The organism is uncultured Oceanisphaera sp., from assembly GCF_947495715.1.
Lineage (GTDB): Bacteria > Pseudomonadota > Gammaproteobacteria > Enterobacterales > Aeromonadaceae > Oceanimonas > Oceanimonas sediminis.
In genome coordinates this window covers 88571-111260 of sequence record NZ_CANLZU010000004.1, presented here as the reverse complement: position 1 = coordinate 111260, position 22690 = coordinate 88571, and the positions used below count along the sequence as shown (strand labels likewise).

Genomic DNA, 22690 nt, shown 5'->3' with positions numbered 1-22690 from the left:
TCTTATAGGACCCGTGGGTCACTGATTTCATCCGCCGTGGCCAGCGCGATGTCGTAGCTGCTTTCATGGATAACCTGATTGGCGTTCCACTTGGCATAGATAAACTTGAGATGCCCCCAGCCCCCCACCAGCTCAAGCGGCTGCAGCAGGGTGGCATGGGAGTTGTTCATCGGCTTGCGATGGATGTATTGATGCGGCTCCCAGCCGTGCTCCATCATGATGGAGTTGGCCGGAATGCTGGGGTAGAACTTGGCCTGGGCAAAGAACTCGCCGTTACCGTTGAACAGCTTGACCCTGTCGCCGTCCTTGATGCCGCGCTCGGCCGCCAGCTTGGGATTGATGTAGATATTGGGCTCGCCCCGCTGCAACCGCAGCATGTATTTGTTGCTGCGCCAGTTGGAGTGGATGCCCCAGCGGGCATGGGGCGAATAGAAATGCAGCGGATAGTCGGAGGCCTCCGGGCCGGCATAGAGCCGCGCCGTGGGCACGGTGGATTTGAGCTGCTCAAACCGGGGATGGTCGACATAGAAGGTGATGCGCCCGGTCAGGGTTTCATAGGGCTTTTTGTCATCGGTTTGCGCGGTAAAGGGGTTATAGGGTTCGTCCGGCTTCAGCGGCTGGTTCAGGCCCGCCTGTTCGTTCATCACGATAAAGCCGCGTTCGCCCGCCTCCTCCAGGCTGACGCCGCCAAATTCCGGCGAGTTGTCCACGATGTAACGGCAGGCATCCAGCGCGGTATTCAGCTTGCCGTTCATGGTGTAGTCGTCGTGAATGGTGTGCAGATCCCGCGTAACGTCACCATCCTGAATGGGACCGATACCACGGGCGATGGCCCGTTCCTGAATCTTTTGGGTGAGCAGCGCCATGATGTCCCAGTCGGGCTTGGACTCGCCCACCGGCGGCACCGACTCGGTAAAAACGTTGCAGAAGCGATGATAACCCTGGGTTCTTAAATCCCAGGCTTCGTAGTGACTGGCCGCCGGCAGCACGTAGTCGGCCCACTCGGCGGTGGAGTCCATGCGCGTGTTGACGTTGACATACAGCTCGCTGGCCTGGCGCAGGTGTTCATCACGGTAATGTTCGGCCAGCTTGTTGCGGCGAAAGGTGTTGTCGGCTATCGAGATCATGCCCTTGATTTCGCCGTAGTACGGCATCCAGCCCTCGTCGATGGACTCCTGCATCATGGCTTCCATCTCGTCGATGTCGAAGCCGACCCGCTCCTTGAGTTTCTTGTTGTTGAAGTGCTTGCGAATGCCGCCCATCATGTCGCCCCGCAGTACTTCACCCAGGCCACCCGGCTCGTAGCGGGCCGACTTCTTGCCATCAAAGGTGGCAAGCTCGGTCCAGCGCGGGTGGTTCCACACCACCCAGGAGGTGTCGAGGCCGCCGGTACGCCCGCCGTGGCCGGTCAGCGCCAGGGCCAGGGCATACCCCCAGCCAATATAGAGACAGTTGGAGTAGCTGGAGGTGATGTAGCCCAGCATGATGATGGCTTTTTTGGCCGCCGCCAGATGGCGGGCTTCCTGGCGCACCACGTCCGGATGCAGCCCGGTTTGCTGCTGGGTCTTTTCCGGCGGATATTTGGCCGCTTCCTTTTTCACCTGCTCGAATACGGTAGTGACTTCGATGCCGTTGACGTCAAACTCGCCCTCCAGCGCCGGGTCCACCTCACCCAGTTTCAGATCCTTGTCGTCACTGCCCATCGACCCCTTGGCCTTCACCGCCTGCTGGGTGGTCAGATCCCAGTGGTAGAACACTTCCTCGGAACCACCCTCGACCAGGTCGCTTTCCCGCAGCAGCTTGCCGTTGTCGGTGCGCACCAGCATCGGCAGATCGGTCTGCTCCTTCATGAAGTCGGGCTTGAACAGCTTTTCCTCGATAATCACGTTGACAAACGACAGGGCGAGGAAGGGATCTGAGCCCTGCTGAATCGGCATCCACAGGTCGGTGTGAATGGAGCTGGGGTTGTAATCCGGGGCGGTACTGGTAATGCGCGCGCCGTTGTATTTGGCTTCCCAGATGTAGTGAGCATCGGGAATACGGGTGGCGTTGGGGTTGATCATGCCGAGCATGATGTAGTCGGCGTCAAACCAGGCGTCGGAGGTAAAACTCTCCAGCGGGTTGCCGTAGGCAAGGTGAGCACCGGTGTTCAGATCACCCACCACGGTAAAACCGTCTAGCTGAATGCCGCCCACCAGCGAGGCAAAGCGGTTGGGGCCGGACTGGCGCACCATGGTCTGGTTGCCCGACCCCTGGTGGGTCTTGAGCTTGCCGGGGCCGTATTTCTCAAATATATCGATGATTTTTTCGGCGATTTCCTCGGTGGCCTGATCCCAGGAAATACGCTGCCATTTGCCCTCGCCCCGCTCGCCGGCCCGCTTGAGCGGATGGCGCAGCCGGTCGGCTTCGTACATGGCGGTGGAGTGAATGGCGCCTTTCTGGCAACCGCGGGGATTGGCGTCGGGCACCTTGGGGTTGACCTGGGGATACTTGGCGACCTGCTCTTCACGGATCACCAGGCCGTCTTTCACATAGACGTTCCAGGCGCAGTTACCCATGCAGTTGATGCAGTGGGCGGCATGACCGATATGATCCCAGTCCCACTCGTTGCGATACAGATCTTCCCAGTTTCGGTAGGGGTATTCACTGGCGAGGGTGTCGGAGATAGGCTCCAGACGATTAAGCGCCCAGCTTTGACGGCTAAACACGATGCCGGCACTGGTCAGCCCCAGCCCCTTGAGGAAGTCGCGACGCTTGAGTTTAGACATGTGCATTGTTATGCCCTCCTGTGCGACCGCCTGTTCATCTGCTGCCAGCCTGTTCGAACGGTTCGCTTTTGGTTTTGCTCAAAAAGTAACACCATCATTAAACATAGGTCATTTAATGACCATATCGAGCAGGGCAATTGACTTCTGATTGATTCAGATCAATCAAAGCGATAAAAATCGGCACAAAATAAGCATCTACAATACCGATTAAAACCGGTTTTTATGCTGATTTAAAACTCATTTGGAGCTTTTGCATCTGGTTTATGGCGTGGGTAGCGATGCGGTAGCAAAAATATTTTGCTCTCGTGTACAGCCCGCCAGAAGCCTGCATTCATCGCACACAAGCAGCACCTAAAACAAAAAACGGGCCTCAAGGGCCCGTTTTTCAGTTCGATTGCAAGGTGATGGTGACCGTTTTACTCCGGCTTCGGACTGCGCCGCAGAATGCAGCCCTGGTCGCCCACCGCATACACGGTGCCGTCCCGGGTGGCACACACCGCCCGCAGGCTGACCTCGGTGGGCGCGGTTTCCCGCAGCCACTGGCCCTGCTCCAGCCGCAGCACAGTGCCCTGCCCACCCACGGCAAACACCTCGCCGGCCGGGTTGCCGGAGATCGACAGCAGGTCCTGCTGCAGCCGGGTGGGCATGGTATGCCAGCGCTGACCGTTGAAATGCACCACGGTCCCCGACAGGCCCACCGCGTAGATGTCGTTCAATCCCCGGCCCCAGACGCTGTAAATAAACTGCTCGGTGCCGGTGTTGAAATCCTTCCATTGCTCGCCGTTGTAGCGCAGCGCCAGCCCGAAGTCGCCCACCGCCAGCAGGTGCCGGGCATCCAGACCCCAGAGATCGTACAGCGCCGAGCTGGTGCCGCTGGCCAGCCGCTGCCAGCCCAGGCCATCATAATGCAGCACCAGCCCCTCATCACCCACCGCATAGATGCAGTCGGGCCCGGTGCCCCACATCGCCAGTATGGTGGTGTGCAGGTGCAGATCGAAGTGCAGTTGCCACTGCTCGCCGTTGAAGCGGTAAATGCGCCCTTCCTGACCGCCGGCCAGCAGGCCGCTGCCCTCGCAGCTCCACAGGCAGTGCACCGCCAGTTGTTCATCGGGGGCCGGCAACGCTACCCACTGTTCGCCGTCCAGACGCAGCACGGTGCCGGTGTCGCCGCAGGCATACACCCGGCCGTCGTGGGCCTGCCACAGCCCCCACAGCTGACGCCGGGTAGGACTTTCCATGACCTCCCACCGGCTTTGCGCCGCCACTTCCCGGTGGGGAACGGCCAGCGCCTGTTCAAAATCGGGAGCGGCGGTCATCAGGGTACCGAAATCGCCCACCACCAGCGCCTCGCCCGAGCCCAGGGTAACGATGTCCATCAGATCGTGATGGGTGTTGCAGGCCAGCCGGTGCACCTTGTTGTTGTGCAAATACAGTAAATGGCCCTTGTCGCCCACCAGCAGCACGCCGTCCTTGTAGGCGCGCAGCGCCCGCAATCGGGGCAGACCCGACTCGTGGGCCAGGTTGTGAAATTCGCCGTGGTGGTAATGCACCAGCTCGCCACGAAAGCCGCCCTGATCCACGAAGTAGCGCCCGCCCGCCAGCAGCAGTTCGTCGTCGTTCAGTACCAGCAGCGCATGAAAACCGGTACTTAGCGGGCAGTCCATCGGTTGCCAGCCGCCGTTTGGCTCGCGCCGCAGCAGGGTGCCCTCGCCGCCCGCGGCGTATACCCGGCCGTTTGGGGCACAGGCCACCGCCCGCAGGTTGATGCGGGTACCCGAGGCCTCGGGCTGCCAGCCCTCGCCGTTAAAATGCAGAATGCATCCCTCGTCGCCCACCGCCCAGGCCTGACCCTGGACATTGCCATCGATGGCAAACAAGGGGGTGTTTTCCTCGCAGGGGGCGTAGCGACCGGTGTCGTCGTTGACCACGCCCCCCCGCACGTGCCGCCACTGCTCGCCGTCATAATGCAGAATACAGCCCATCCAGCCCACCGCGTGCAGGCTGTCGGCCTGGGTACCCCAGATGCCGTGCAGGGGCAGCGGCACCGGCGTGGCCTGCTCGTGCCAGCCCGGCCGGTCGGCGTCAAAGTGCAGTATGCGACCCTCGTCACCGACCACGAACACCTCGCCCGCGCCGGCCCAGCCGGACCAGAGTACGTCGCCATCACCGGCATGGGCTTCCAGCACCGGTCGCCAGGGCATGGCCACCGGCGCGGCCTCTTCTACCCGGCTGGCCAGCTGGCGAAAGAAATGACGGCGGGAAGGATTGTGTGCTGAGCTCATGGCGCTCTCCTCGTGTGCATGGTTAGCGGTCGTCGTTGCGTTCAGGATTCAGCCGGTCGTGCTCGCCGGCAAGCAGGGCTTCAAGGTCACGCCGAGCCTGGGCCCTGTCTTCCTCGGGCACATCGCTGAGCAGCGCTTCCAGCTCCTCGGCGTTTGCTGTTACCAGTGCCTGTAACTCTTCGCTCGCAGCCTGCCGGCTTTCCTGCCGGGCGTGTTCGATGCAGGCATCCACCACAGGAGAAAACGCCCGGGCCTCGGGGCTCTCGGGCTGATCCATGGTGACCGGCGCCCCCGAGTCGGAGGCCATGGCCAGCAGCGGCGACAGCGGAATGCTGGCCAATGATTCCACCCCCAGCTCATCCAGCGCCTCGGCCAGGTGGGCTCTGGGGAACAACTGAAACTCGCCGCCGCAGTGCGGGCAGGTTACCCCGGCCATGTTCTCCACCACCCCAAGCAGCGGCAGGCCCCGCTCCTGGCAGAAACGAATGGCCTTGAGGCTGTCCATCAGCGCCACCTGCTGAGGGGTGGTGGCAATCACCGCCGCCACCGCCTGCTGCTCCAGCAGATCGCTCAGGGTGATCAGCTCGTTACCGGTGCCCGGCGGCATGTCGACCACCAGAAAATCCAGCGGCCCCCAGTCAAAGCTGCCGATCAGATGATGCATGAAGTCGTGCTTGTAGGCATCGCGCCAGACGATGGGAGTGTCATCGCGTTCCATCATGAAGGCGAGCGAGCCCACCTGTACCGGGTGCGGCAAGCGGTCGCCAAAACAGGACAGGGTATCGAGCCCCCGCTCGCTCACCCGTACCCGCTGGCCCACCTGGTTGAAAAATCGGCTCTGGTTGGGACCGTGAATATCCGCATCGGCCACCCCCACCCGAAAGCCGCGGGCGGCCAGGCCGGCGGCCAGGTTGGCCGAGACGGTGCTTTTGCCCACCCCGCCCTTGTTGGCCATCACCAGAATGATCTGGCCAATTTGAGCGAGGCGCAGCTCCAGCAACCGCTTTTCGTGATGGGGCTTGTCCAGGGTGCACTCCGGCTCTTTGGGACAGAACTGGCAGGCGTGGCCCAGGCCGCAGTCGGCGGGCCGCACGGCCAGCTCGTCGTCCCGGCCGGTGTTGAATTGATGTACCGTCATGATGAACTCCTCCCCTTGCGTATCAGTAGTTGTTGTCCAGCAGGATCCAGTTGGGTGTCACCCGCTTGTCACCGTCGCGCTGATTGTGGTGGCCCTCCCAGACCGCAAACACCATGGGAATCTGCTTACGCTCCAGATCGACCTGGTGTTCGCCCTTGACCTTCAGCGGCCGGGACATCACCACGTGCCATTCGCTATCCTGTTGAATTTCCTCGGCCACCCAGGCGCTGGCACCGTCAATGGCCTGCTCCGGCAAACGCGTGGTGCTGCCGTAACCGCCGGCGGCCAGGTCTTCTATCTGCTCCCGGTCGGAACGCCAGTACCAGATATTGACCGGCTTGTCCGGCCCCGAGCCCATCATGTAGGAGGTGTCGGCCCCCTCGAGCGCAAACTGTACCGCCACGCCGTCACGAAAATCATCCACGGTGGTGGCCCTGTCTTCGGTGCCATCCTTCCAGCGTAGTCGCAGGTAAAAACGTTCGTCGGAGCGGGCTACCTGAAAGTACATGTGCTTGGCCTCAAAGGCCTGCTCCTGTTCAAAGCGCAGCCTGACCGACTGATGCACCGGCGGCGCCGCATACAGGCCAACACGGTACATGGGCAGCCGGTCCCAGATCAGATCGTCCGGGTCGTTCTGGCTGCGCAAATAGATGGTGCCGGGAATGCGCCCCACCTTGACGGTGTCCCCCGGTTTCACCTCGATGACATTGGGGTTCATTTCGCTGTGATCGGCCAGGGCAGCGGCGCTGGTCATGGCCAGCCCCAGCAGCATGGCTCGGTAAATGGACGTAATCGCTTTCATGATATGTTCCTCATTAATCCCACATGCCTTCGGCGTCGCCGGCCGCGGCGCGCTGACCCGCCTGCGGACAGGGGCCAACCTGATGTTCCAGTATCTCCCGTTGCCGGTCGGCCCAGTCGGGCAAACGCTGCACCAGGCAGGCCAGGTTGGCATCCAGACCCTGATCGGCTTCCCGGTTAAAACGCTCACGCAGGCTGGTAGCCATCGGCACCAGGTAGCGGGTCAGAAAGTCCCGCAGCGCCCGCCGGGGCGAACCGGCGTCCCGCCCGCTCTCCAGTTCCTGCAGCTCCAGATGGCACAGCAGGGCGCAGAACTCGAGCATGGTCACCAGGTGATCCGGCTCGTCGACATGACCTTCGTCCTCGGTGGCGGCCTTGAGCCCGAAATGCCGGTAAAAGGCCTGCACATTGAGCAGGTAGCGGCCCGGCGTATCACCGGCCAGCAAGGTGTCGTAGGCGCTGGCCACCAGGGGCACCTGGGGCCGGCCGCGCCGCCCCTGTACAAAGGTGGCCATGTAACCCACCTCCAGTGCCTTCAGATCACTGCTTGCCGGCAAGGCGGGCCAGGCGGCCTCGCCCTGTACCGCCATGGCCTGACTCAGCGCTTGTGCCATGCGGCCCTCCTGCAGGGCCTGCCAGGTTTCGGCCAGCGGGTAATCCAGCATGGCCGCGGCCAGCCGAAAGACGCTGCCCCGGGCCAATACCTGTTCTGTGGTAACGGATTGGGTGTGCATCAATAACCTCTCCCTCAGCTCAGCTTGAACATGTCGGCATGCTTATAGCCGATCAGCAGGTCCATCAGGGCGCTTTCGCGTCCTTCGGCCTTGGCCTGGCGCTCGGTCTTGAGCGTTTCCAGCACCTCGCCCACCCGGGGGCCGAACAGGCTTTCCAGGTAGTCCAGCGGTATGCGCGGCTCTTCGAGCGTGCGGCCATCGGAGGCGTATTTGGGTGACGACAACGGCGGCACATAGAACACATTGGGCTGGGTGCCCCACTCGGCGTGCAGCGGCAGCGCCACCTTGAATTGCTCCACCAGCTTGTGAATGGGCCCTTCCTTGTCGTCCCGGTAGCCGACCCAGCGAATGCGACCCACGCACTGGCGGGCACAGGCGTTGGCCAGACCCTTTTCGATGCGCGGATAACAGAAGATGCACTTCTCCGACTTGGAGATCTGCTCGTTGAAGTAGATTTTCTTGTAGGGACAGGCGTTAACGCAGTAACGATAGCCCCGGCAGCGCTCCTGATCCACCAGCACGATGCCGTCTTCCTGCCGCTTGTAGATGGCATTGCGGGTACAGGCCGCCAAGCAGCCCGGGTTGGCGCAGTGGTTGCACAGCCTGGGCAGGTAGAAGTAGTAGCTGTTGGGGTAGTCACCCTCGCCTCTGTCTTCGTCCCAGTTGGCGCCCCAGGTGGGTTTGACGTTGGGGCGCAGCCAGGGATCGGTACCGGTCATCAGCGCTTCTTCATAGTTGTATTCCCAGGGAATACCGTAGTCTTCCTGGCTGGGCTGGCGACCCAGGCGCAGGGCACCGTCTTTATCGAAACCGCCGCCCATGTTCTGGTAATCGCGGGGGTAGCCCAGCCCGGGCTGGGACTCCACGTTGTTCCAGTACATGAATTCGCGACCGTTGCGGTTGGTCCACATCAGCTTGCAGGCCGAAGTGCAGGTCTGGCAGCCGATACATTTGTTCAGATCCAGCACCATGCTGAGTTGTCTTTTTACAGCCATGAGTGTCTCCTGTTAAAGGGTCCGCGGATCGGCGATGTCTTCCGCCCTGGCCAGCTCGATATCGAAACTGGATTCGTGCAACAGCTGGTTGGCGTTCCACATGCAGTATTTAAAGCCCAGGTGGCCCCAGCCTCCCACCAGCTCCAGCGGCTGCAGAAAGGTGGCCATGGCGTTGTTCATCGGCTTTCTGTGAATGTACTGATGGGGCTCCCAGCCGTGCTCCATCATGATGGAATGCGTCGGAATGCTGGGATAGAACTTGGCCTGGGCGAAGAAGTCGCCGGTGCTGTTGAACAGCCGCACCCGATCGCCGTCCTTGATGCCCCGCTCGGCCGCCAGCCCCGGGTTGATGTAGATGTTGGGCTCGCCCCGTTGCAGCCGCAGCAGATATTTGTTGCTGCGCCAGTTGGAGTGCACCCCCCAGCGGGCATGGGGTGAATAGAAGTGCAGCGGGTAGTTCGAGGTCTCGGGGCCGGCATAGAGCCGCGCCGTGGGCACCGTGGCCCCCAGTTTCATAAAGCGCGGGTGATCACAATAAAAGGTGATGCGCCCGGTCAGGGTGTCGTAGGGCTTTTTGCCGTCGGTCTGGGCGGTGAACGGGTTGTAGGGTTCGTCCGGCTTCAGCGGCTGGTTGGTGCCCGCGTGTTCGTTCATCACGATAAAGCCGCGCTCCACCGCCTCTTTCACGCTGACACCGCCAAATTCCGGCGAGTTCTCGACGATATAGGTGAACACGTCGAGGTCGGTACTGAGGGCGCCGTTGCGGGTGAAGTCGTCGTGAATGGTGTGCAGATCCCGGGTGACATCGCCATCCGGAATGGGACCAATGCCCCGGGCGATGGCGCGCTCCTGAATCTTCTGGGTGAGCAGCGCCATGATGTCCCAGTCGGGCTTGGACTCGCCCACCGGTCGTACCGAGCGGGTAAAGACGTTACAGAACCGGTGATACCCTTGAGTACGCAGATCCCAGGCCTCGTAATGGCCCGCCGCCGGCAGCACATAGTCGGCCCACTCGGCGGTGGAGTCCATGCGCACGTTGACATTCACATACAGCTCGCTGGCCTGGCGCAGGTGTTCATCGCGATAGCGGTTGGCGAACTTGTTGCGGCGGAAGGTATTGTCGGCCACCGAGATCATGCCCTTGATCTCGCCGTGATACGGCATCCAGCCCTCGTCGATGGACTCCTTGATCATTTCATCCAGATCGTCGAGATCAAAGCCGACCCGCTCCTTGAGCTTCTTGTTGTTGAAGTGCTCGCGGGCGCCTTCCATCATGCCGCCACGCAGAAACTCGCCCAGGCCGCCCGGCTCGTAGCGGGGTTTCTTGTCACCGAACTCGGCCAGCTCGGCCCATTTCGGGTGATTCCACACCACCCAGGAGGTATCCAGGCCGCCGGTACGACCACAGTGGCCGGTCAGCGACAGCGCCAGCCCGTAGGCCCGGCCGATATGAATACAGTTGGAGTAGCCGGAGGTAATGTAGCCCAGCATGACGATGGCCTTGCGGGCTTTCGCCAGATAGCGGGCTTCCTGACGCACCACGTCCGGGTGAATATTGGTCAGCTTGAAGGTGTCTTCCGGACGGTACTTGGCGGCTTCCTGCTTCACCTGCTCGAATACGGTGGTGACCTTGATGCCATCGACCTCGAACTCGCCCTCGATGGCCGGGTCGACGTTGCCGAGCTTGAGGGTCTTGTCGTCACTGCCCATGGAGCCCTTGGCCTTGACCGCCTGTTGGGTGGCCAGATCCCAGTGATAGAACACCTCGATGGAGCCGCCTTCCACCAGATCCGCCTCGCGCAGCAGCTTGCCGTTGTCGATACGTACCAGCATCGGCAGATCGGTCTGCTCCTTCATGAACTCGGGTTTGAACAGCTTTTCCTCGATGATGACGTTGACAAACGACATGGCGAGAAACGGATCCGAGCCCTGATTGATGGGCATCCACAAGTCGGTATGAATGGCGCTGGGGTTGTGATCCGGGGCCGTGCTGGTAATGCGGGCGCCGTTGTACTTGGCCTCCCAGATATAGTGAGCGTCGGGAATACGGGTAGCGTTGGGGTTGATCATGCCCATCAGAATATAGTCGGCGTCAAACCAGGCATCGGAGGTAAAACTCTCCAGCGGGTTGCCGTAGGTCAGATGGGCACCGGTGTTGAGATCGCCCACCACGGTGAAGCCGTCGAGCTGAATGCCCCCTACCAGGGACGCAAAGCGGTTGGGACCGGAGTGGCGCACCATGGTCTGGTTGCCCGAGCCCTGATGGGTCTTGAGCTTGCCGGGACCATATTTAACGAAAATGTCGATGATCTTGTCGGCAATTTCTTCGGTGGCCTGATCCCAGGAAATACGCTGCCACTTGCCTTCGCCCCGCTCGCCGGCCCGCTTGAGCGGGTAGCGCAGCCGGTCGGCTTCATACATGGCGGTGGAGTGAATGGCGCCCTTCTGGCAACCCCGGGGGTTGGCGTCGGGCACCTTGGGGTTGACCTGGGGATACTTGGCGATCTGCTCTTCGCGCACCACCAGACCATCCTTGACGTAAACATTCCAGGCGCAGTTGCCCATGCAGTTGATGCAGTGGGCGGCGTGGCCGATATAATCCCAGTCCCATTCCTTGCGGTACAGGTCTTCCCAACTGCGGTAGGGATACTCGGTAGCAAGGGTGTCGGAAATGGGCTCCAGGCGGTTGAGCGCCCAGCTTTTGCTGCTTATCACGAGTCCGGCGCCGGTCAGGCCCAGTCCCTTGAGAAAATCACGGCGCTTGATCTTAGACATGTGCATTCTGATGTCCTCCTGTGCGACGACTTGTGTACGGACTCAAGCCAGCCCGGTCTTGGTCGCTTTGGGTTGCGGGAGGAAAATAACACCGCCATTAATCGAACGTCATTGGCTAATCTCCGTCCAAGCACTAAAGTTCATTGATGATTGATGCAGATCAACCGAACCTGACAAGGCAGACAGCCTATAAATATCAATTATGCAACATCTGGCAGTCATTTATGCTAACAAAGTCTTCATTTGAAACCTAATTAACCAGCCATCATTCCTGATTGACTTTCCCCGTGCCCGGGTTTATGAAAAGTGAAGTATCATGGCTAAAAAACGTATTATTCAGGAGAACACCATGGCAGGAGGATGGTCACGAGACGGCGCCGTGCAGGATCAGATAGACGCCAGTGTGGAAGACGCGGTACAGGATGCCCGCAGCCGGCTGAGTGCCGGCGAGAGTCTGAGCCACTGCGAGGAATGTGACACCCCCATTCCCGAGGCGCGGCGCAAGGCGGTGCCGGGGGTACGGCTGTGCATCGGGTGTCAGGCCGAGCAGGAAAAGCAGCGCACGGCCGTCGACGGCGTCAACCGGCGCGGCAGTAAGGACAGTCAGTTAAGGTAAGGCTTTGCCGCTGACGCCTGATCACTCGTCGGTAGCGTCCGCAATGCGAAGCAACAGCAGGGTTACCTCCACCGACACGCCTTAATAATGCCACTCATCATTTCAGCCTACTGCGAACATTCACTGGATGTTCGGTCAGACTGAAATGGTTCGTCTTGGCGAGACAAGCTCGCCCCATGCACGCTCGGCAAATGCCGTCCCTGGCATTTGACGGTCGGTTACGGCAAACCCTGCTGTTGCTACGTGAAACTATGGGAGTTCTCTGCCGGCGCGACCTCGCGACTCGATGGTAAACAAGAAGGACAAAGGGATCGGCTCCGCCGACCTTCTGTTTCAGGGATGAAACAGAGAGCGCCCATGGAAGGGTCTACAGCGAGTCGGCGGAGCTGGCCCTTTGTCCGACGTTTGCACAGCTCAGCCCGCCAGTCGGGGGTAAATCAGCAGGCTGTCGTCCGGGCCGGGCAGAATGTCGGCCTCTACCCCGTACAGGGTCTGGATCAGCTCGGCTTGCAGGCACTGGTGCAAGGGGCCAAAGGCCTGCAGGGTGCCGCCCTTCACCGCCAGCACGTCGTCGGCACAGCGGGCCGCCAGATTCAGATCGTGAATGGCCACCAGGGTCACCATGTTCTGCGATTGAGTCAAACGGCGTAATACCGCCATGATGTGCAGCGAATGATACAGGTCCAGCGCGCTGGTGGGCTCGTCCAGCAACAATACCCTGGGCCGGCGGATCAACGCCTGGGCAATGGCCACCATCTGGCGCTGGCCACCGGACAGCTGCTCCAGATAGCGGGGCGAAAGATGCGCAATCTCCAGCTCGTCCAGCACGCCACGCACCAGTGCCAGATCTGCTTCTGTCACCCGCACCTTGCCGTGCACCTTCAGCGCCATCAAGATGGCCTCAAATACCGTGATCCGCACTCCCACCGGCGTGCTCTGGGGTAGATACACCACCAGCCCGGCCCGGCGGGCGCGACTCAGGTCGGCCAGATCCCGGCCGTCCAACAGTACCCTGCCCTGCTCCGGATCGAGCAGACCGGCAATGCCCTTGAGCAGGGTCGACTTGCCGGTGCCGTTGGGCCCCAGCAGCACACTCAAACGGCCGGCCTCGGCGGTCAGACTCAGATCGTCCACGATCAACCCCTGACGATAGCCCAGGCTCAGGTGTTCCAGGATCAGGCTCATAGACCGCTCCTTCTACGTACTACCACCAGCAAAAACACGAAGAAGGGTACCCCGATAAGCGAAGTGGTGATGCCGATGGGCAACAACACGCCGGGAATGATGCTCTTGGACAGAATTTCGGCAATGGTCAGCAGAATGGCGCCGAACAGCATGGATCCGGGCAGAAAGAAGCGCTGATCTTCCCCCAGCAGCATGCGCGCCATGTGCGGCCCCACCAGGCCGACAAAGCCGATGATACCGACGAAGGCCACCGCTACCGCCGCCAGCAAGGAGGACAGCAACAGCACCAGCAGCCGAATGCGATTCACGTTCACCCCCATGGCCTCGGCCGCCTCGTCGCCCATGCGCAGGGCGGTCAGGCGCCAGGCGCTACGCGACAGCAACACGCAGGCCAGCAACAGCAGCGCCGCCGTCACCCCCACCTTGGGCCAGGTGGCCCGACCAAGGGATCCCATGGCCCAGAACACGATTTGCTGCAGGGTCTCGGCGCTGGCCGCAAACTGCAGCATGGCGTTGAGGGCAGAAAACACGAACAGGATGGCGATGCCGGTGAGGATCATGGTTTCCTGGGTCGAGCCGCGCATGCGGCTGACCAGAAAGATGACCCCGGCACTCAGGCAGGCGAACACGAAGGCGTTCAGGGTAATCATGTAACCCTGGGCCCACTCCCAGGGCAGCAGCGGCGCGCCGAAGGCGATGGCCAGCGCCGCACCAAAGGCGGCGGCATGAGAAATGCCCAGGGTAAAGGGTTCGGCCAGCGGGTTGTTGAGAATGGTCTGCATCAGGGCACCGGCCCCGCCCAGTGCCGCGCCCACCAATACCGCCATCAGCGCCACCGGCAGCCGAATATCCCAGATGATGAAGCGGGATTTCATATCGGCGCCATCCGGACTCATCAGGGTGTCGACTACCTGTACCAGACCCAGTTTTCCCGGGCCCAGGGTCATGTCCAGCAGAAAGATCCCCAGCAGCAGCATGGCACCGATGGCCACCCACTGCTGGCGCCGTCCCTGGTGTTGACGATAGTGATGCTGATAGTGATGCCGGTCTTCCTGACGGGCCGTGATGGCGTCGGTGCTCATTGCATCTTCACCCAGAAGCGACCTTCATAGGGGAACGGCATGAAACGCTGGTGAAACTCGCGAAAGTCCGCTTCGGCATCGATGCCCTGCATGCGCTCGGGGTGCATCCACTGGGCCATGACTTCGATGGCGGCGAAATAGGTCGGGCTGTTGTAGAACTGGTGCCAGATGCCGTAGAAGTGCTTGCTGTTCACGGCATCGATGGCCTGCCAGCCGGGCCGCTGGCTCAGGGCCCGGAAGCCACGCTGCAAATTCTCGTCTTCGGCTTTATAGCCCAGGTTGAGGCTGTTGGCCTCGGGGTAGGCCTCCTGCCAGTTGGCGCCGGTGCCGATGATCAGATCGAAGGGCTCGGTGACCAGGGCCTCCGGGTTGATGTCCAGCGACAGGGCCTGGGTCTTGTCGCTACCCCAGTTGGTGCCACCGGCCAGCTCCACGTAGTGACCGAAGTTGTTGGGGCCAAATACCCGGCAGCAGTCGCCCATGCCGGAGGCGCGCTCCATCAGCACCAACGGGCGCTCTTCTGCCTTCAGCCCTTTCATGCGCTCGGCCATCCGGGCCATTTTGTCGGCGATAAAGGTGTTCACCGCCTCGGCTTCTTTTTCCCTGTGCAGCACTTCACCCAGAATGCGGATGCTGGGCAGGGTGTTCTCGGTAGGCGCGTCGCGAAAATCCACGAACAGGGCGGCAATGCCCGCCTTTTCCAGCTTGTCCAGGGTACCGTTTTCCTGCCACAGCTGATGATAGGCCTGATTGACCACCACCAGCTGGGCATCCAGCGTCAGGGCCTTTTCAACCTCGAATGTCACCTTGCCGGGATGACCAAAGCGCGGCAGCGTGTTGACGGTGTCGGGAAAGGTCTCGGCCAGCTTGATATAAGTGTCGGGATCGGCCCGCTCCATGTCGTCCGACCAGGCCACCACATGAGCAAAGGGGTCGTCCTTTTGCAGCGGCATCAGTATGTACATCAGGCGGGCTTCGGAAAGAATGATCCGGTCTACCTGGTCGGGCAGGGTCACGGTGCGGCCCAGCAGGTCGGTGACCTGGCGCTCGGCCGCCAGTGCCGGCAGCGTGGTAAAACAGGCACAAAGCAGCAACAGGCACGTTCTGAACATGAGCAGTCTCGAGAATAGAAAACAAAGGGATGCTAATGGTATTGCTAACCATTGTCATTTGCAAACACTTGTTCCCCACCGGCACCGCACAGCCGACGGCGCCGGATCATTACATCCGGCCAAAATTCTTATACAATGGCCGTTGTTTTTTCCTTCCTTACTTTCTCTGTCGACTCTCACGCTATCCATTCTGAGTTGACACATGACACACCGGAGCAGCACGTTGGCGCAAAAACCCGAACCGTTTAAAGATCTTGGACTGGATTCCCGTCTATTAACCGCATTGGATCACATGGGCTTCACCGCGCCCAGCGAGATTCAGGACAGGGCCATTCCGGTCATATTGAGCGGCCATGACTTGATCGCGTCCTCCAAAACCGGCTCGGGCAAGACCCTGGCCTTCCTGCTGCCGGCCCTGCACCGGCTGATGAAGACCAAGGCCTTGAGCAAGCGGGATCCGCGGGCGCTGATCCTGGCCCCCACCCGGGAGCTCGCCAAGCAGGTGTATGTGCAACTGCGCTCGCTCACCAGCGGCAGCGGCATCAACATCGCCCTGGTGCTGGGCGGCGAAAACTTCAACGAGCAGATCAAGGCGCTGCGTAAAGAGCCCCACGTGGTGGTGGCCACTCCGGGTCGGCTGGCCAACCATCTGGATGCCCGCTCGCTGATGCTGGGCGGCCTGGAACTGCTGATCATGGACGAGGCCGACCGCATGCTGGATCTGGGCTTCGCCAAGGAGCTGAACCAGATCAACGAGGCCGCCGATCATCGCCGCCGCCAGACGCTGATGTTCTCGGCCACCCTGGAGCACGCCGAAGTCAACGAGATGGCCGACAAACTGCTCAAGTCGCCCAAGCGGGTCGCCGTGGGCGCCGCCAACGCCGAGCACCTGGATATCGAGAAGCGCTTTTATCTGTGTGATCACCTGGATCACAAGCAGGCGCTGTTGCAGCACATTCTGACCACCGAAAGCTATCAGCAGGCGATTATCTTTACCGCCACCCGCCCCGACACCGAACGGCTGGCGGCCCTGTTGCACGAGCAGGGCCTGACCACCGCCGCACTGAGTGGCGACATGAGCCAGGCCGAGCGTAACCGCATCATGGACAGCTTCAGCCGCGGCCAGCAGAAGGTGCTGATCACCACCGACGTGGCCTCGCGCGGGCTGGACTTGTTGCAGGTGTCGCTAGTGGTGAACTTCGACATGCCCAAGCAGGCGGAAGAATACGTGCATCGCATCGGTCGTACCGGTCGTGCCGGTGCCAAGGGCACCGCCGTGTCGCTGGTGGGCCCCAAAGACTGGGACGCCTTCAAACGGGTCGAGCGCTTCCTGCAGCAGGATATCGCCTTCGTGACCATCGAGGGGCTGGAAGGCAAGTTCAAGGGCGTGAAACCGGCCGCCAAAAAGTCCGGCCCCAAGGGCGCGGACAAGCCTGCGGCCCGCGGCAACGGCTACAAGGGCAAAGGCGGCCCCAATGCCTACAAGCCGGCCAAGAAGCCGGTCAAGGCGCAGAAGGATCGCAGTGATCGACTGCCGACCGGCACCGGCCTGGGCTCCAATGACGGCATGGCGCCGCTGAAGCGCAAGAAGCCGACCAGCACCGACTAATCCCCATCGTTCAACCGGTTGCGGTAAAAAAGGCCGGGGCGCACAAGCGCCCCGGCCTTTTTTAAGCCTTCACTCCTCACTCCTCACTCCTCACTCCTCACTCCTCACCCCTCACGTATTAACTACTGCATATGCCAGCCGTGGTTGACCACCTTCGTCTATTTTTCTTCAGCGAGGGCTTTCATTTATTAATTTAATGTTAATAATGTGACCATTGATTTATAAAATGATGCCGCTTCAGTATGAAGAACCTGCCCACGGATCTGCTACGCACCTTCGTCACCATCAATCAGCTCGGCGGCTTTACCCCGGCCGGCGAGCGACTGGGCCGCTCACAGCCCGCCATCAGCCTGCAGGTAAAGCGGCTGGAAGAGCTGCTCGATATTCGCTTGTTTCATCGCGCCAGCGGCCTGCAGCTGACGGAAGAAGGCCTGCTACTGCTGGGTTATGCCCAGAAAATGCTGGACTTGAACGATGCGGTGGTGTCGCGCCTGAGTTCACCCAAGGTCAGCGGCTCGGTGCGCCTGGGCATTCCCAACGACTTCGAAGTCTCGTTTCTGGCCACCACCATCGGCCGCTTTTCTCAGGCTTATCCCAATGTGACTCTGGACGTGAGCAGCGACATCAGCGCCAACCTGCTGCATGACTACGGCAAGGGCGAGTATGATCTGGTGATGGCGATAGAAGAGAGCGGCCTGCCCCAGCAGCGGCTGACCGATTACATCATAGAGCCGCTGGTATGGGTGCGCAGCAGCAACCTGATGCTGGAGCCGGAGGCGCCCTTGCCCCTGATCCTCTATCCCAAGGGCTGCCTGTATCGCAAGTCGATCATCCATGCCCTGACCCAGGCCAACCAGCCCTGGCGCATCGTTTACAGCACCTCCAGCCTGCTGGGGATCCATGCCGCCATCAAGGCCGGACTGGGCATCAGCGCCTTGTCCAGAAGCACGGTACCCGAGGGACTGGAAGCCTCGGCGAGCTTCGCCCCCTGCCCTTCCCTCGGCAACCTGTCCATCGGTTTCTGCTATGACGCCAACACCCTGACCCCGGCTTCCCGCATGTTGCTCGACTACCTCAAACACGGGCTCAACGCACTCTGAGCCCGAGGATTAAGTCCTCGCTCAGGCACTCAGCCGCTGAGCCCAGAACTGGCGGAACAGCTCGCTCAGGCCGCCGGTCAGTTTCACTACTTCACCACAGCTCTCGCGGTTGTTACGCCCGCTGTCCACATGACTGTCGGCGGCTACTCGAATACTGCTGATGCTGCGGTTGATTTCTTCGCTGACATCCCGTTGCTGCTCGGCCGCCGCGGCAATCTGCAGGTTCATTTCAGTGATGTCTTTTACCCGCCGACCAATTCCCTCCAGCGCGCCGGCTGCCTGCTGGGCGTGTTCCACACTACCCTGCGCCTGCTCCCGGCTGCTGGCCATGGCGGCCACGGCATTGAAGGTGCCTTGCTGCAGCACCGAGATCATTTGCTGGATATTGGCGGTAGACTGCTGGGTCCGCCCGGCCAGGTTGCGCACCTCGTCGGCCACCACCGCAAAACCACGGCCCTGCTCACCGGCCCGAGCCGCCTCGATGGCCGCATTCAGCGCCAGCAGATTGGTTTGATCGGCGATATCGCGGATCACATCCAGCACCACCGAAATCTCGCGACCATGATCCTCCAGCTGATGAATGACCTCGGCCGCCCGCTCGATTTCCTGCTCCAGCGCATGAATGGAAGCACTGGTTTGTGCCACCAGTTGTCGCCCGCTGTCGGTATCCGCGTTTGCCTGCTCGGCGGCCTTCGCCGCCTGCTGAGCGCTGCCGGCCACATTCTGAATGCTGTTCACCATTTCGTTGATCGCGGTGGCAATCTGCTCGGTATCGGACTGTTGACGCCGCGTCAGGCCATCGCTGCTGGTCAGTTCATCCTGCAGATGACGGGTATGGCCTCCCAGACGCTCGGCCGCATCCGACAAGCGCCCCAGCACGGCACCGGCTTCGGCCTGGGCCATTTGCAGGGCAAAATCGATCTGGCCGAGCTCATCACGACGACCGGTATAGGCCTGCTGACTCAGCGGATTGTCGGCATAACGTTTGGCCCGACCGGCCAACCGACGCAAGGGCCGTAATAACGCCATGTTCAGCAGTACTGATGCCGTGCCGCCCACCAGTGCCATCGCCAGAGCATGAGTCCAGGCCACCCCGGATATCGCCGCCAGTGCCAGTAGCACCACGGCGAGCAGACCGACATTGGCCAGCGCCAGCCAGTGGCTCAACCCCGGTCGCGAGGCAGCCTGTACCTTGCCGGCGCGAAGCTTTTCATAGAGCCGCTCCGCGGCCTGCACCTTCGCCGGCTCGGCGCGGGTACGTACCGACTGGAATTCCACTATCTGTCCGTCCCGTTGAATGGGCGTGACGTAGGCATTCACCCAGTAATGATCGCCGTTCTTGCAGCGGTTCTTGACCAGTCCCATCCAGGACTGTCCGGTTTTGAGCGTGGCCCACATGTGTTTGAACGCCGTGGCCGGCATATCCGGATGACGAATAATATTGTGCGGCTGATTGAGCAGTTCTTCGCGCTCGAAGCCACAGATATCGATGAAGGACTGGTTGATATAGGTGATATGACTGTCTGGGGTGGTGGTAGAGAGAATATTGACTCCCTCCGGCAATTCGATGTTACGCCCGCTCACGGGCTGGTTATTTCTCATTACATCTTCCTTGTGAATGACCGCTTTACATCCCTGTCGTCTGGTTGGTGTATCGCTTTTTGTGTCTTCGCCGACATCACCTATATCCATATACTACTTATGGATAATATCCATATAGATATTACGGTTTTGTGAACCCACCAGAAAAAGTCCTCAAACAGCTCCTATTTTTGTTTCTTTTCTTCACGATTTTTGCCTGCCGGAGTCAACCGAACGGTATCCAAAGAAATTGTTTTTCATCAACAAAACGAACAAGACGCTGACAGCTTGTCAGCCATAAAAAAGCCCGGAAGATCCGGGCTTTGGCTCAATGACAAGATACGATTCAGCTGGCGCGGGCCTCTAGCATTAATGAAGGAAGAGCTTATCGTTCGAATGTCTCTGTTGAGAAAGACGTTGCCATCCGATCAAATTCCTCTTTCAAAGCGGTCTGAAACTGATGGCAAAGCCGAGAGACCAAATGAAATTTCGGCAGAATGATAGCCACCTCGAACTCGACTTTCGGCGTAAAGGGCCGTAACACCACTGTGTTGTCATTTCTTTTTCCATATTCCATCGCCGTGACCGGATCGATCAGCGCATAGCCGACCCCCTCATTGACCAGGGCCATCGCCGAGGGGAACAACTGCGTTTCTGCGACCACATTGAGAGAACAGTTGTGTTTGTAAGCCAGGCTGCGCAACTGCATGGTGCTCTGATGCGCATCACCCAGGGTGATAATCGGCCTGTCCTCCAGATCTTCGATGGTGATTTCTTGCTTGACGGCCAGCGGTGAGCCTGGTGGCAACGCACAAAACATCCGGAAACTATAGGGAAAAATCTCCAGCTCATTTTTTGCTTGTGGTTTTTCCACTATTCCAAGGTCGAAATGGCCGCCGGCAACCCATTCTTCTACCTTCCGGGATGGAAATGTCTGCAAAGACAGCTTCACGTCCGGATTGTTGCGCATAAAACCGGCAACAATCCTGGGTGCCAGGGTTGCCAGTCCCGGCATGCAGCCTATCTGCAACTTTCCGACCCTGCCATTCTTCAGGTTTTCGGCCAGTTCCTCCAGATTACTCAGCGCCTTCAGTGCTCGCTCAACCCCTTCGGAAAAGGTCTTGGCCTCGATGGTCATCTCGGTACCGTAGTGGTTCCGCTTGAACAACATAAAGCCCATATCACTCTCAAGGTTGGCAATGGCCGAACTCACCGCCGGTTGCGTCAACCCCAGGCGCCGCGCCGCCTTGCTGATACTACCTCCACGCATAACTTCTTGAAATATGTAAAGTTGTTTTGCATTTATCTTGGGGATCATGAACGACCTCGAGCAGCGTATGATGTTAACCAACAGGGTAAAGATTTCTCTTATACATCCATCAAAAAGTATTATTTGATCTTATACCTAGAGGATTAACATAATGGATACATTCTCACAACAAAAATGGACGTAGGAGAGTGTTATGCACTACTTGGATGTGATGGGCCTGCTGGCCTACTTTATATTGCTGGGATACATAGGTTATCGAAGTGTCAAAAAGGTAAACTCCAGCGCCGACTTTGCCGTTGCCGGCAACAAGATAACCTGGCCCATTCTGTTTGCTACCCTGGCCGCCTCCTTCCTCGGCGGTGGTGCCTCCATGGGCCGGGCCGGGCAGGCATTTGATCACGGCTACGCCTTCATGTTCGCGGCCAGCGCCTTTCCGATAGCTACCGTATTAACGGGGATATTCATTGCTCCCAAACTGAAGCGGTATATCGGTGCCCATACGGTGGGCGATATCATGGAACAACAGTTCGGTCGTTATGCCCGGCTGATTACCGGTATCTTTTCACTGATATTCTGTATCGGGATCCTGGGTGCCCAGGCACTGGCGGTCGGAACCGTATTCAATGCCATTATCGGCATCGATATTACCACCGGCATTCTGATCGGCATGGGCGTGGTGCTGCTTTACTCCACCATTGGCGGCATGTGGGCGGTAATACAGACCGATGTGGTCCAGTTTCTGATGCTGGCCATCTTCATGCCGATCACCCTGCTGATCGGCATCAATGAAGTAGGTGGCGCAGAACAGCTGATTGCCCGGTTGCCCGACAGCCATTTCAGCATCATGGGCGATTACGGTCCCGGCATGTTCCTGAGCCTATTTATCGCCTTCCTGCTGGGTGAGACCCTGGTGCCTCCCTATACCCAGCGCGCCCTGGCGGCCCCCGACTCCCGCAATGCCAAGATAGGCTATACCATCTCGGGTGTGTTTGGTTTTCTGTTCTATTTTGTCAGCTCGACTATTGGCTTGATTGCTCTGATCCTGTACCCGGATATCAGCCCGGACCTGGCCATGCCCGAATTGATCAGAACCGCCCTGCCTCTGGGAATCACGGGGCTGGTACTCGCCTCCCTGCTGGCGGTGGTGATGTCGACTGCCGATTCCTACCTCAACTCGGCGTCGGTCATCTTCGTCAAGGATATCTATCAGGGCTTTATCAACCCCGATGTCGACGAGAAAAATAAACTGTGGATTGAGCGCCTGGTAAACCTGTTAATTGGTATCGGCGCCGTGGTGTTCGCTCTGTATGCGACCTCCATCATCGATGCCCTGCTGATCAGTTATTCATTGTGGGCGCCGACCATCCTCATTCCTTTTGTGCTGGGTGTGCTCCTGGACCTTAAATGCAGCAAGTCGGCCATCGGTGCCATCATCGCCGGTGCCCTGGTCACCATTGTGTGGAAATGGGGCCCCTGGGATTTGAGCGGCATGACGGGACTGTCGGCACTGGTCGCCGGTGTATCGGCCAATCTTCTGACCTTTACCGTGATTTATCACACCTTTAAAAACAGTCGGGCCACCTCGCTCGTTACCAAAAACAGCTAACAAGGAGTGTCGTTATGCACTGGTTCGAAATCGTCG

General features: G+C 59.8%; 16 protein-coding genes. 4 read left to right on the top strand and 12 right to left on the bottom strand.

The genetic code is table 11. From position 1 onward, the window contains the following. Nucleotides 1-2: 2 nt before the first annotated feature. From Q0753_RS03930 to Q0753_RS03900, 7 genes are all read right to left on the bottom strand, one after another. Nucleotides 3-2774 (bottom strand): molybdopterin-dependent oxidoreductase, encoded by a 2772-nt coding sequence (locus tag Q0753_RS03930; RefSeq protein WP_298717550.1) that lies wholly within the window; start codon nt 2772-2774, stop codon nt 3-5. A 410-nt stretch (nt 2775-3184) separates the two neighbouring features. Then, nucleotides 3185-5050, bottom strand: coding sequence for a hypothetical protein (locus Q0753_RS03925; RefSeq protein ID WP_298717547.1), 1866 nt, complete (start codon nt 5048-5050; stop codon nt 3185-3187). 22 nt (nt 5051-5072) lie between these two features. Then, nucleotides 5073-6188 carry an Mrp/NBP35 family ATP-binding protein gene (locus Q0753_RS03920; protein ID WP_298717544.1) on the bottom strand — a complete coding sequence of 372 codons (1116 nt, stop codon included), beginning with the start codon at nt 6186-6188 and terminating at the stop codon, nt 5073-5075. A 22-nt stretch (nt 6189-6210) separates the two neighbouring features. Further along, nucleotides 6211-6990, bottom strand: a complete 780-nt coding sequence (locus Q0753_RS03915; protein ID WP_298717541.1) for an ethylbenzene dehydrogenase-related protein — start codon at nt 6988-6990, stop codon at nt 6211-6213. A 13-nt stretch (nt 6991-7003) separates the two neighbouring features. Continuing rightward, nucleotides 7004-7723 (bottom strand): molecular chaperone TorD family protein, encoded by a 720-nt coding sequence (locus Q0753_RS03910; protein ID WP_298717538.1) that lies wholly within the window; start codon nt 7721-7723, stop codon nt 7004-7006. Nucleotides 7724-7737: 14 nt separating this feature from the next. Beyond that, a complete protein-coding gene (locus Q0753_RS03905) occupies nt 7738-8718 on the bottom strand; it encodes a 4Fe-4S dicluster domain-containing protein (RefSeq protein ID WP_298717535.1) in 981 nt (326 codons plus the stop codon). A 12-nt stretch (nt 8719-8730) separates the two neighbouring features. Further along, nucleotides 8731-11499, bottom strand: coding sequence for a molybdopterin-dependent oxidoreductase (locus tag Q0753_RS03900; protein WP_298717532.1), 2769 nt, complete (start codon nt 11497-11499; stop codon nt 8731-8733). Nucleotides 11500-11842: 343 nt separating this feature from the next. Between Q0753_RS03900 and Q0753_RS03895 the strand changes: the two genes are divergently transcribed. Next, on the top strand, nt 11843-12109 hold the full coding sequence (locus Q0753_RS03895) for a DksA/TraR family C4-type zinc finger protein (RefSeq protein WP_298717718.1): 267 nt from the start codon (nt 11843-11845) through the stop codon (nt 12107-12109). Between the two features lie 414 nt (nt 12110-12523). On the opposite strand, the gene Q0753_RS03890 is transcribed toward Q0753_RS03895, so the two are convergent. The 3 genes from Q0753_RS03890 to Q0753_RS03880 are packed head-to-tail and all read right to left on the bottom strand — an operon-like array spanning nt 12524 to nt 15488. Beyond that, nucleotides 12524-13294 carry an ABC transporter ATP-binding protein gene (locus Q0753_RS03890; protein WP_298717529.1) on the bottom strand — a complete coding sequence of 257 codons (771 nt, stop codon included), beginning with the start codon at nt 13292-13294 and terminating at the stop codon, nt 12524-12526. Next, nucleotides 13291-14376: an iron ABC transporter permease gene (locus tag Q0753_RS03885; protein WP_298717526.1), complete on the bottom strand. Its 1086-nt coding sequence runs from the start codon at nt 14374-14376 to the stop codon at nt 13291-13293. Before Q0753_RS03885 ends, Q0753_RS03890 begins: the two co-directional genes overlap by 4 nt. Next, nucleotides 14373-15488: an ABC transporter substrate-binding protein gene (locus Q0753_RS03880; protein WP_298717523.1), complete on the bottom strand. Its 1116-nt coding sequence runs from the start codon at nt 15486-15488 to the stop codon at nt 14373-14375. The genes Q0753_RS03885 and Q0753_RS03880 overlap by 4 nt, the downstream gene beginning before the upstream one ends. A gap of 223 nt (nt 15489-15711) precedes the next feature. Here Q0753_RS03880 and Q0753_RS03875 point away from each other — a divergent pair, with 223 nt between their 5' ends. Continuing rightward, nucleotides 15712-17097 (top strand): DEAD/DEAH box helicase, encoded by a 1386-nt coding sequence (locus Q0753_RS03875; protein ID WP_298717520.1) that lies wholly within the window; start codon nt 15712-15714, stop codon nt 17095-17097. Between the two features lie 242 nt (nt 17098-17339). Continuing rightward, nucleotides 17340-18197 carry a LysR substrate-binding domain-containing protein gene (locus Q0753_RS03870; protein ID WP_298717518.1) on the top strand — a complete coding sequence of 286 codons (858 nt, stop codon included), beginning with the start codon at nt 17340-17342 and terminating at the stop codon, nt 18195-18197. Between the two features lie 21 nt (nt 18198-18218). Here the strand turns inward: Q0753_RS03870 and Q0753_RS03865 are convergent, their stop codons facing one another. Beyond that, on the bottom strand, nt 18219-19799 hold the full coding sequence (locus Q0753_RS03865; RefSeq protein ID WP_298717515.1) for a PAS domain-containing methyl-accepting chemotaxis protein: 1581 nt from the start codon (nt 19797-19799) through the stop codon (nt 18219-18221). Nucleotides 19800-20163: 364 nt separating this feature from the next. After that, a complete protein-coding gene (locus tag Q0753_RS03860; RefSeq protein WP_298717512.1) occupies nt 20164-21096 on the bottom strand; it encodes a LysR family transcriptional regulator in 933 nt (310 codons plus the stop codon). Between the two features lie 145 nt (nt 21097-21241). On the opposite strand from Q0753_RS03860, the gene Q0753_RS03855 reads away from it, so the two are divergent. Then, a complete protein-coding gene (locus tag Q0753_RS03855) occupies nt 21242-22654 on the top strand; it encodes a sodium:solute symporter (protein WP_298717510.1) in 1413 nt (470 codons plus the stop codon). Nucleotides 22655-22690: the final 36 nt, after the last annotated feature.

Coding starts and splice junctions, on each gene's coding strand:
- Q0753_RS03930 (WP_298717550.1), bottom strand. CDS start 2,774: ATGCACATGTCTAAACTCAAGCGTCGCGACTTCCTCAAGGGGCTGGGG.
- Q0753_RS03925 (WP_298717547.1), bottom strand. CDS start 5,050: ATGAGCTCAGCACACAATCCTTCCCGCCGTCATTTCTTTCGCCAGCTG.
- Q0753_RS03920 (WP_298717544.1), bottom strand. CDS start 6,188: ATGACGGTACATCAATTCAACACCGGCCGGGACGACGAGCTGGCCGTG.
- Q0753_RS03915 (WP_298717541.1), bottom strand. CDS start 6,990: ATGAAAGCGATTACGTCCATTTACCGAGCCATGCTGCTGGGGCTGGCC.
- Q0753_RS03910 (WP_298717538.1), bottom strand. CDS start 7,723: ATGCACACCCAATCCGTTACCACAGAACAGGTATTGGCCCGGGGCAGC.
- Q0753_RS03905 (WP_298717535.1), bottom strand. CDS start 8,718: ATGGCTGTAAAAAGACAACTCAGCATGGTGCTGGATCTGAACAAATGT.
- Q0753_RS03900 (WP_298717532.1), bottom strand. CDS start 11,499: ATGCACATGTCTAAGATCAAGCGCCGTGATTTTCTCAAGGGACTGGGC.
- Q0753_RS03895 (WP_298717718.1), top strand. CDS start 11,843: ATGGCAGGAGGATGGTCACGAGACGGCGCCGTGCAGGATCAGATAGAC.
- Q0753_RS03890 (WP_298717529.1), bottom strand. CDS start 13,294: ATGAGCCTGATCCTGGAACACCTGAGCCTGGGCTATCGTCAGGGGTTG.
- Q0753_RS03885 (WP_298717526.1), bottom strand. CDS start 14,376: ATGAGCACCGACGCCATCACGGCCCGTCAGGAAGACCGGCATCACTAT.
- Q0753_RS03880 (WP_298717523.1), bottom strand. CDS start 15,488: ATGTTCAGAACGTGCCTGTTGCTGCTTTGTGCCTGTTTTACCACGCTG.
- Q0753_RS03870 (WP_298717518.1), top strand. CDS start 17,340: ATGAAGAACCTGCCCACGGATCTGCTACGCACCTTCGTCACCATCAAT.
- Q0753_RS03865 (WP_298717515.1), bottom strand. CDS start 19,799: ATGAGAAATAACCAGCCCGTGAGCGGGCGTAACATCGAATTGCCGGAG.
- Q0753_RS03860 (WP_298717512.1), bottom strand. CDS start 21,096: ATGATCCCCAAGATAAATGCAAAACAACTTTACATATTTCAAGAAGTT.
- Q0753_RS03855 (WP_298717510.1), top strand. CDS start 21,242: ATGCACTACTTGGATGTGATGGGCCTGCTGGCCTACTTTATATTGCTG.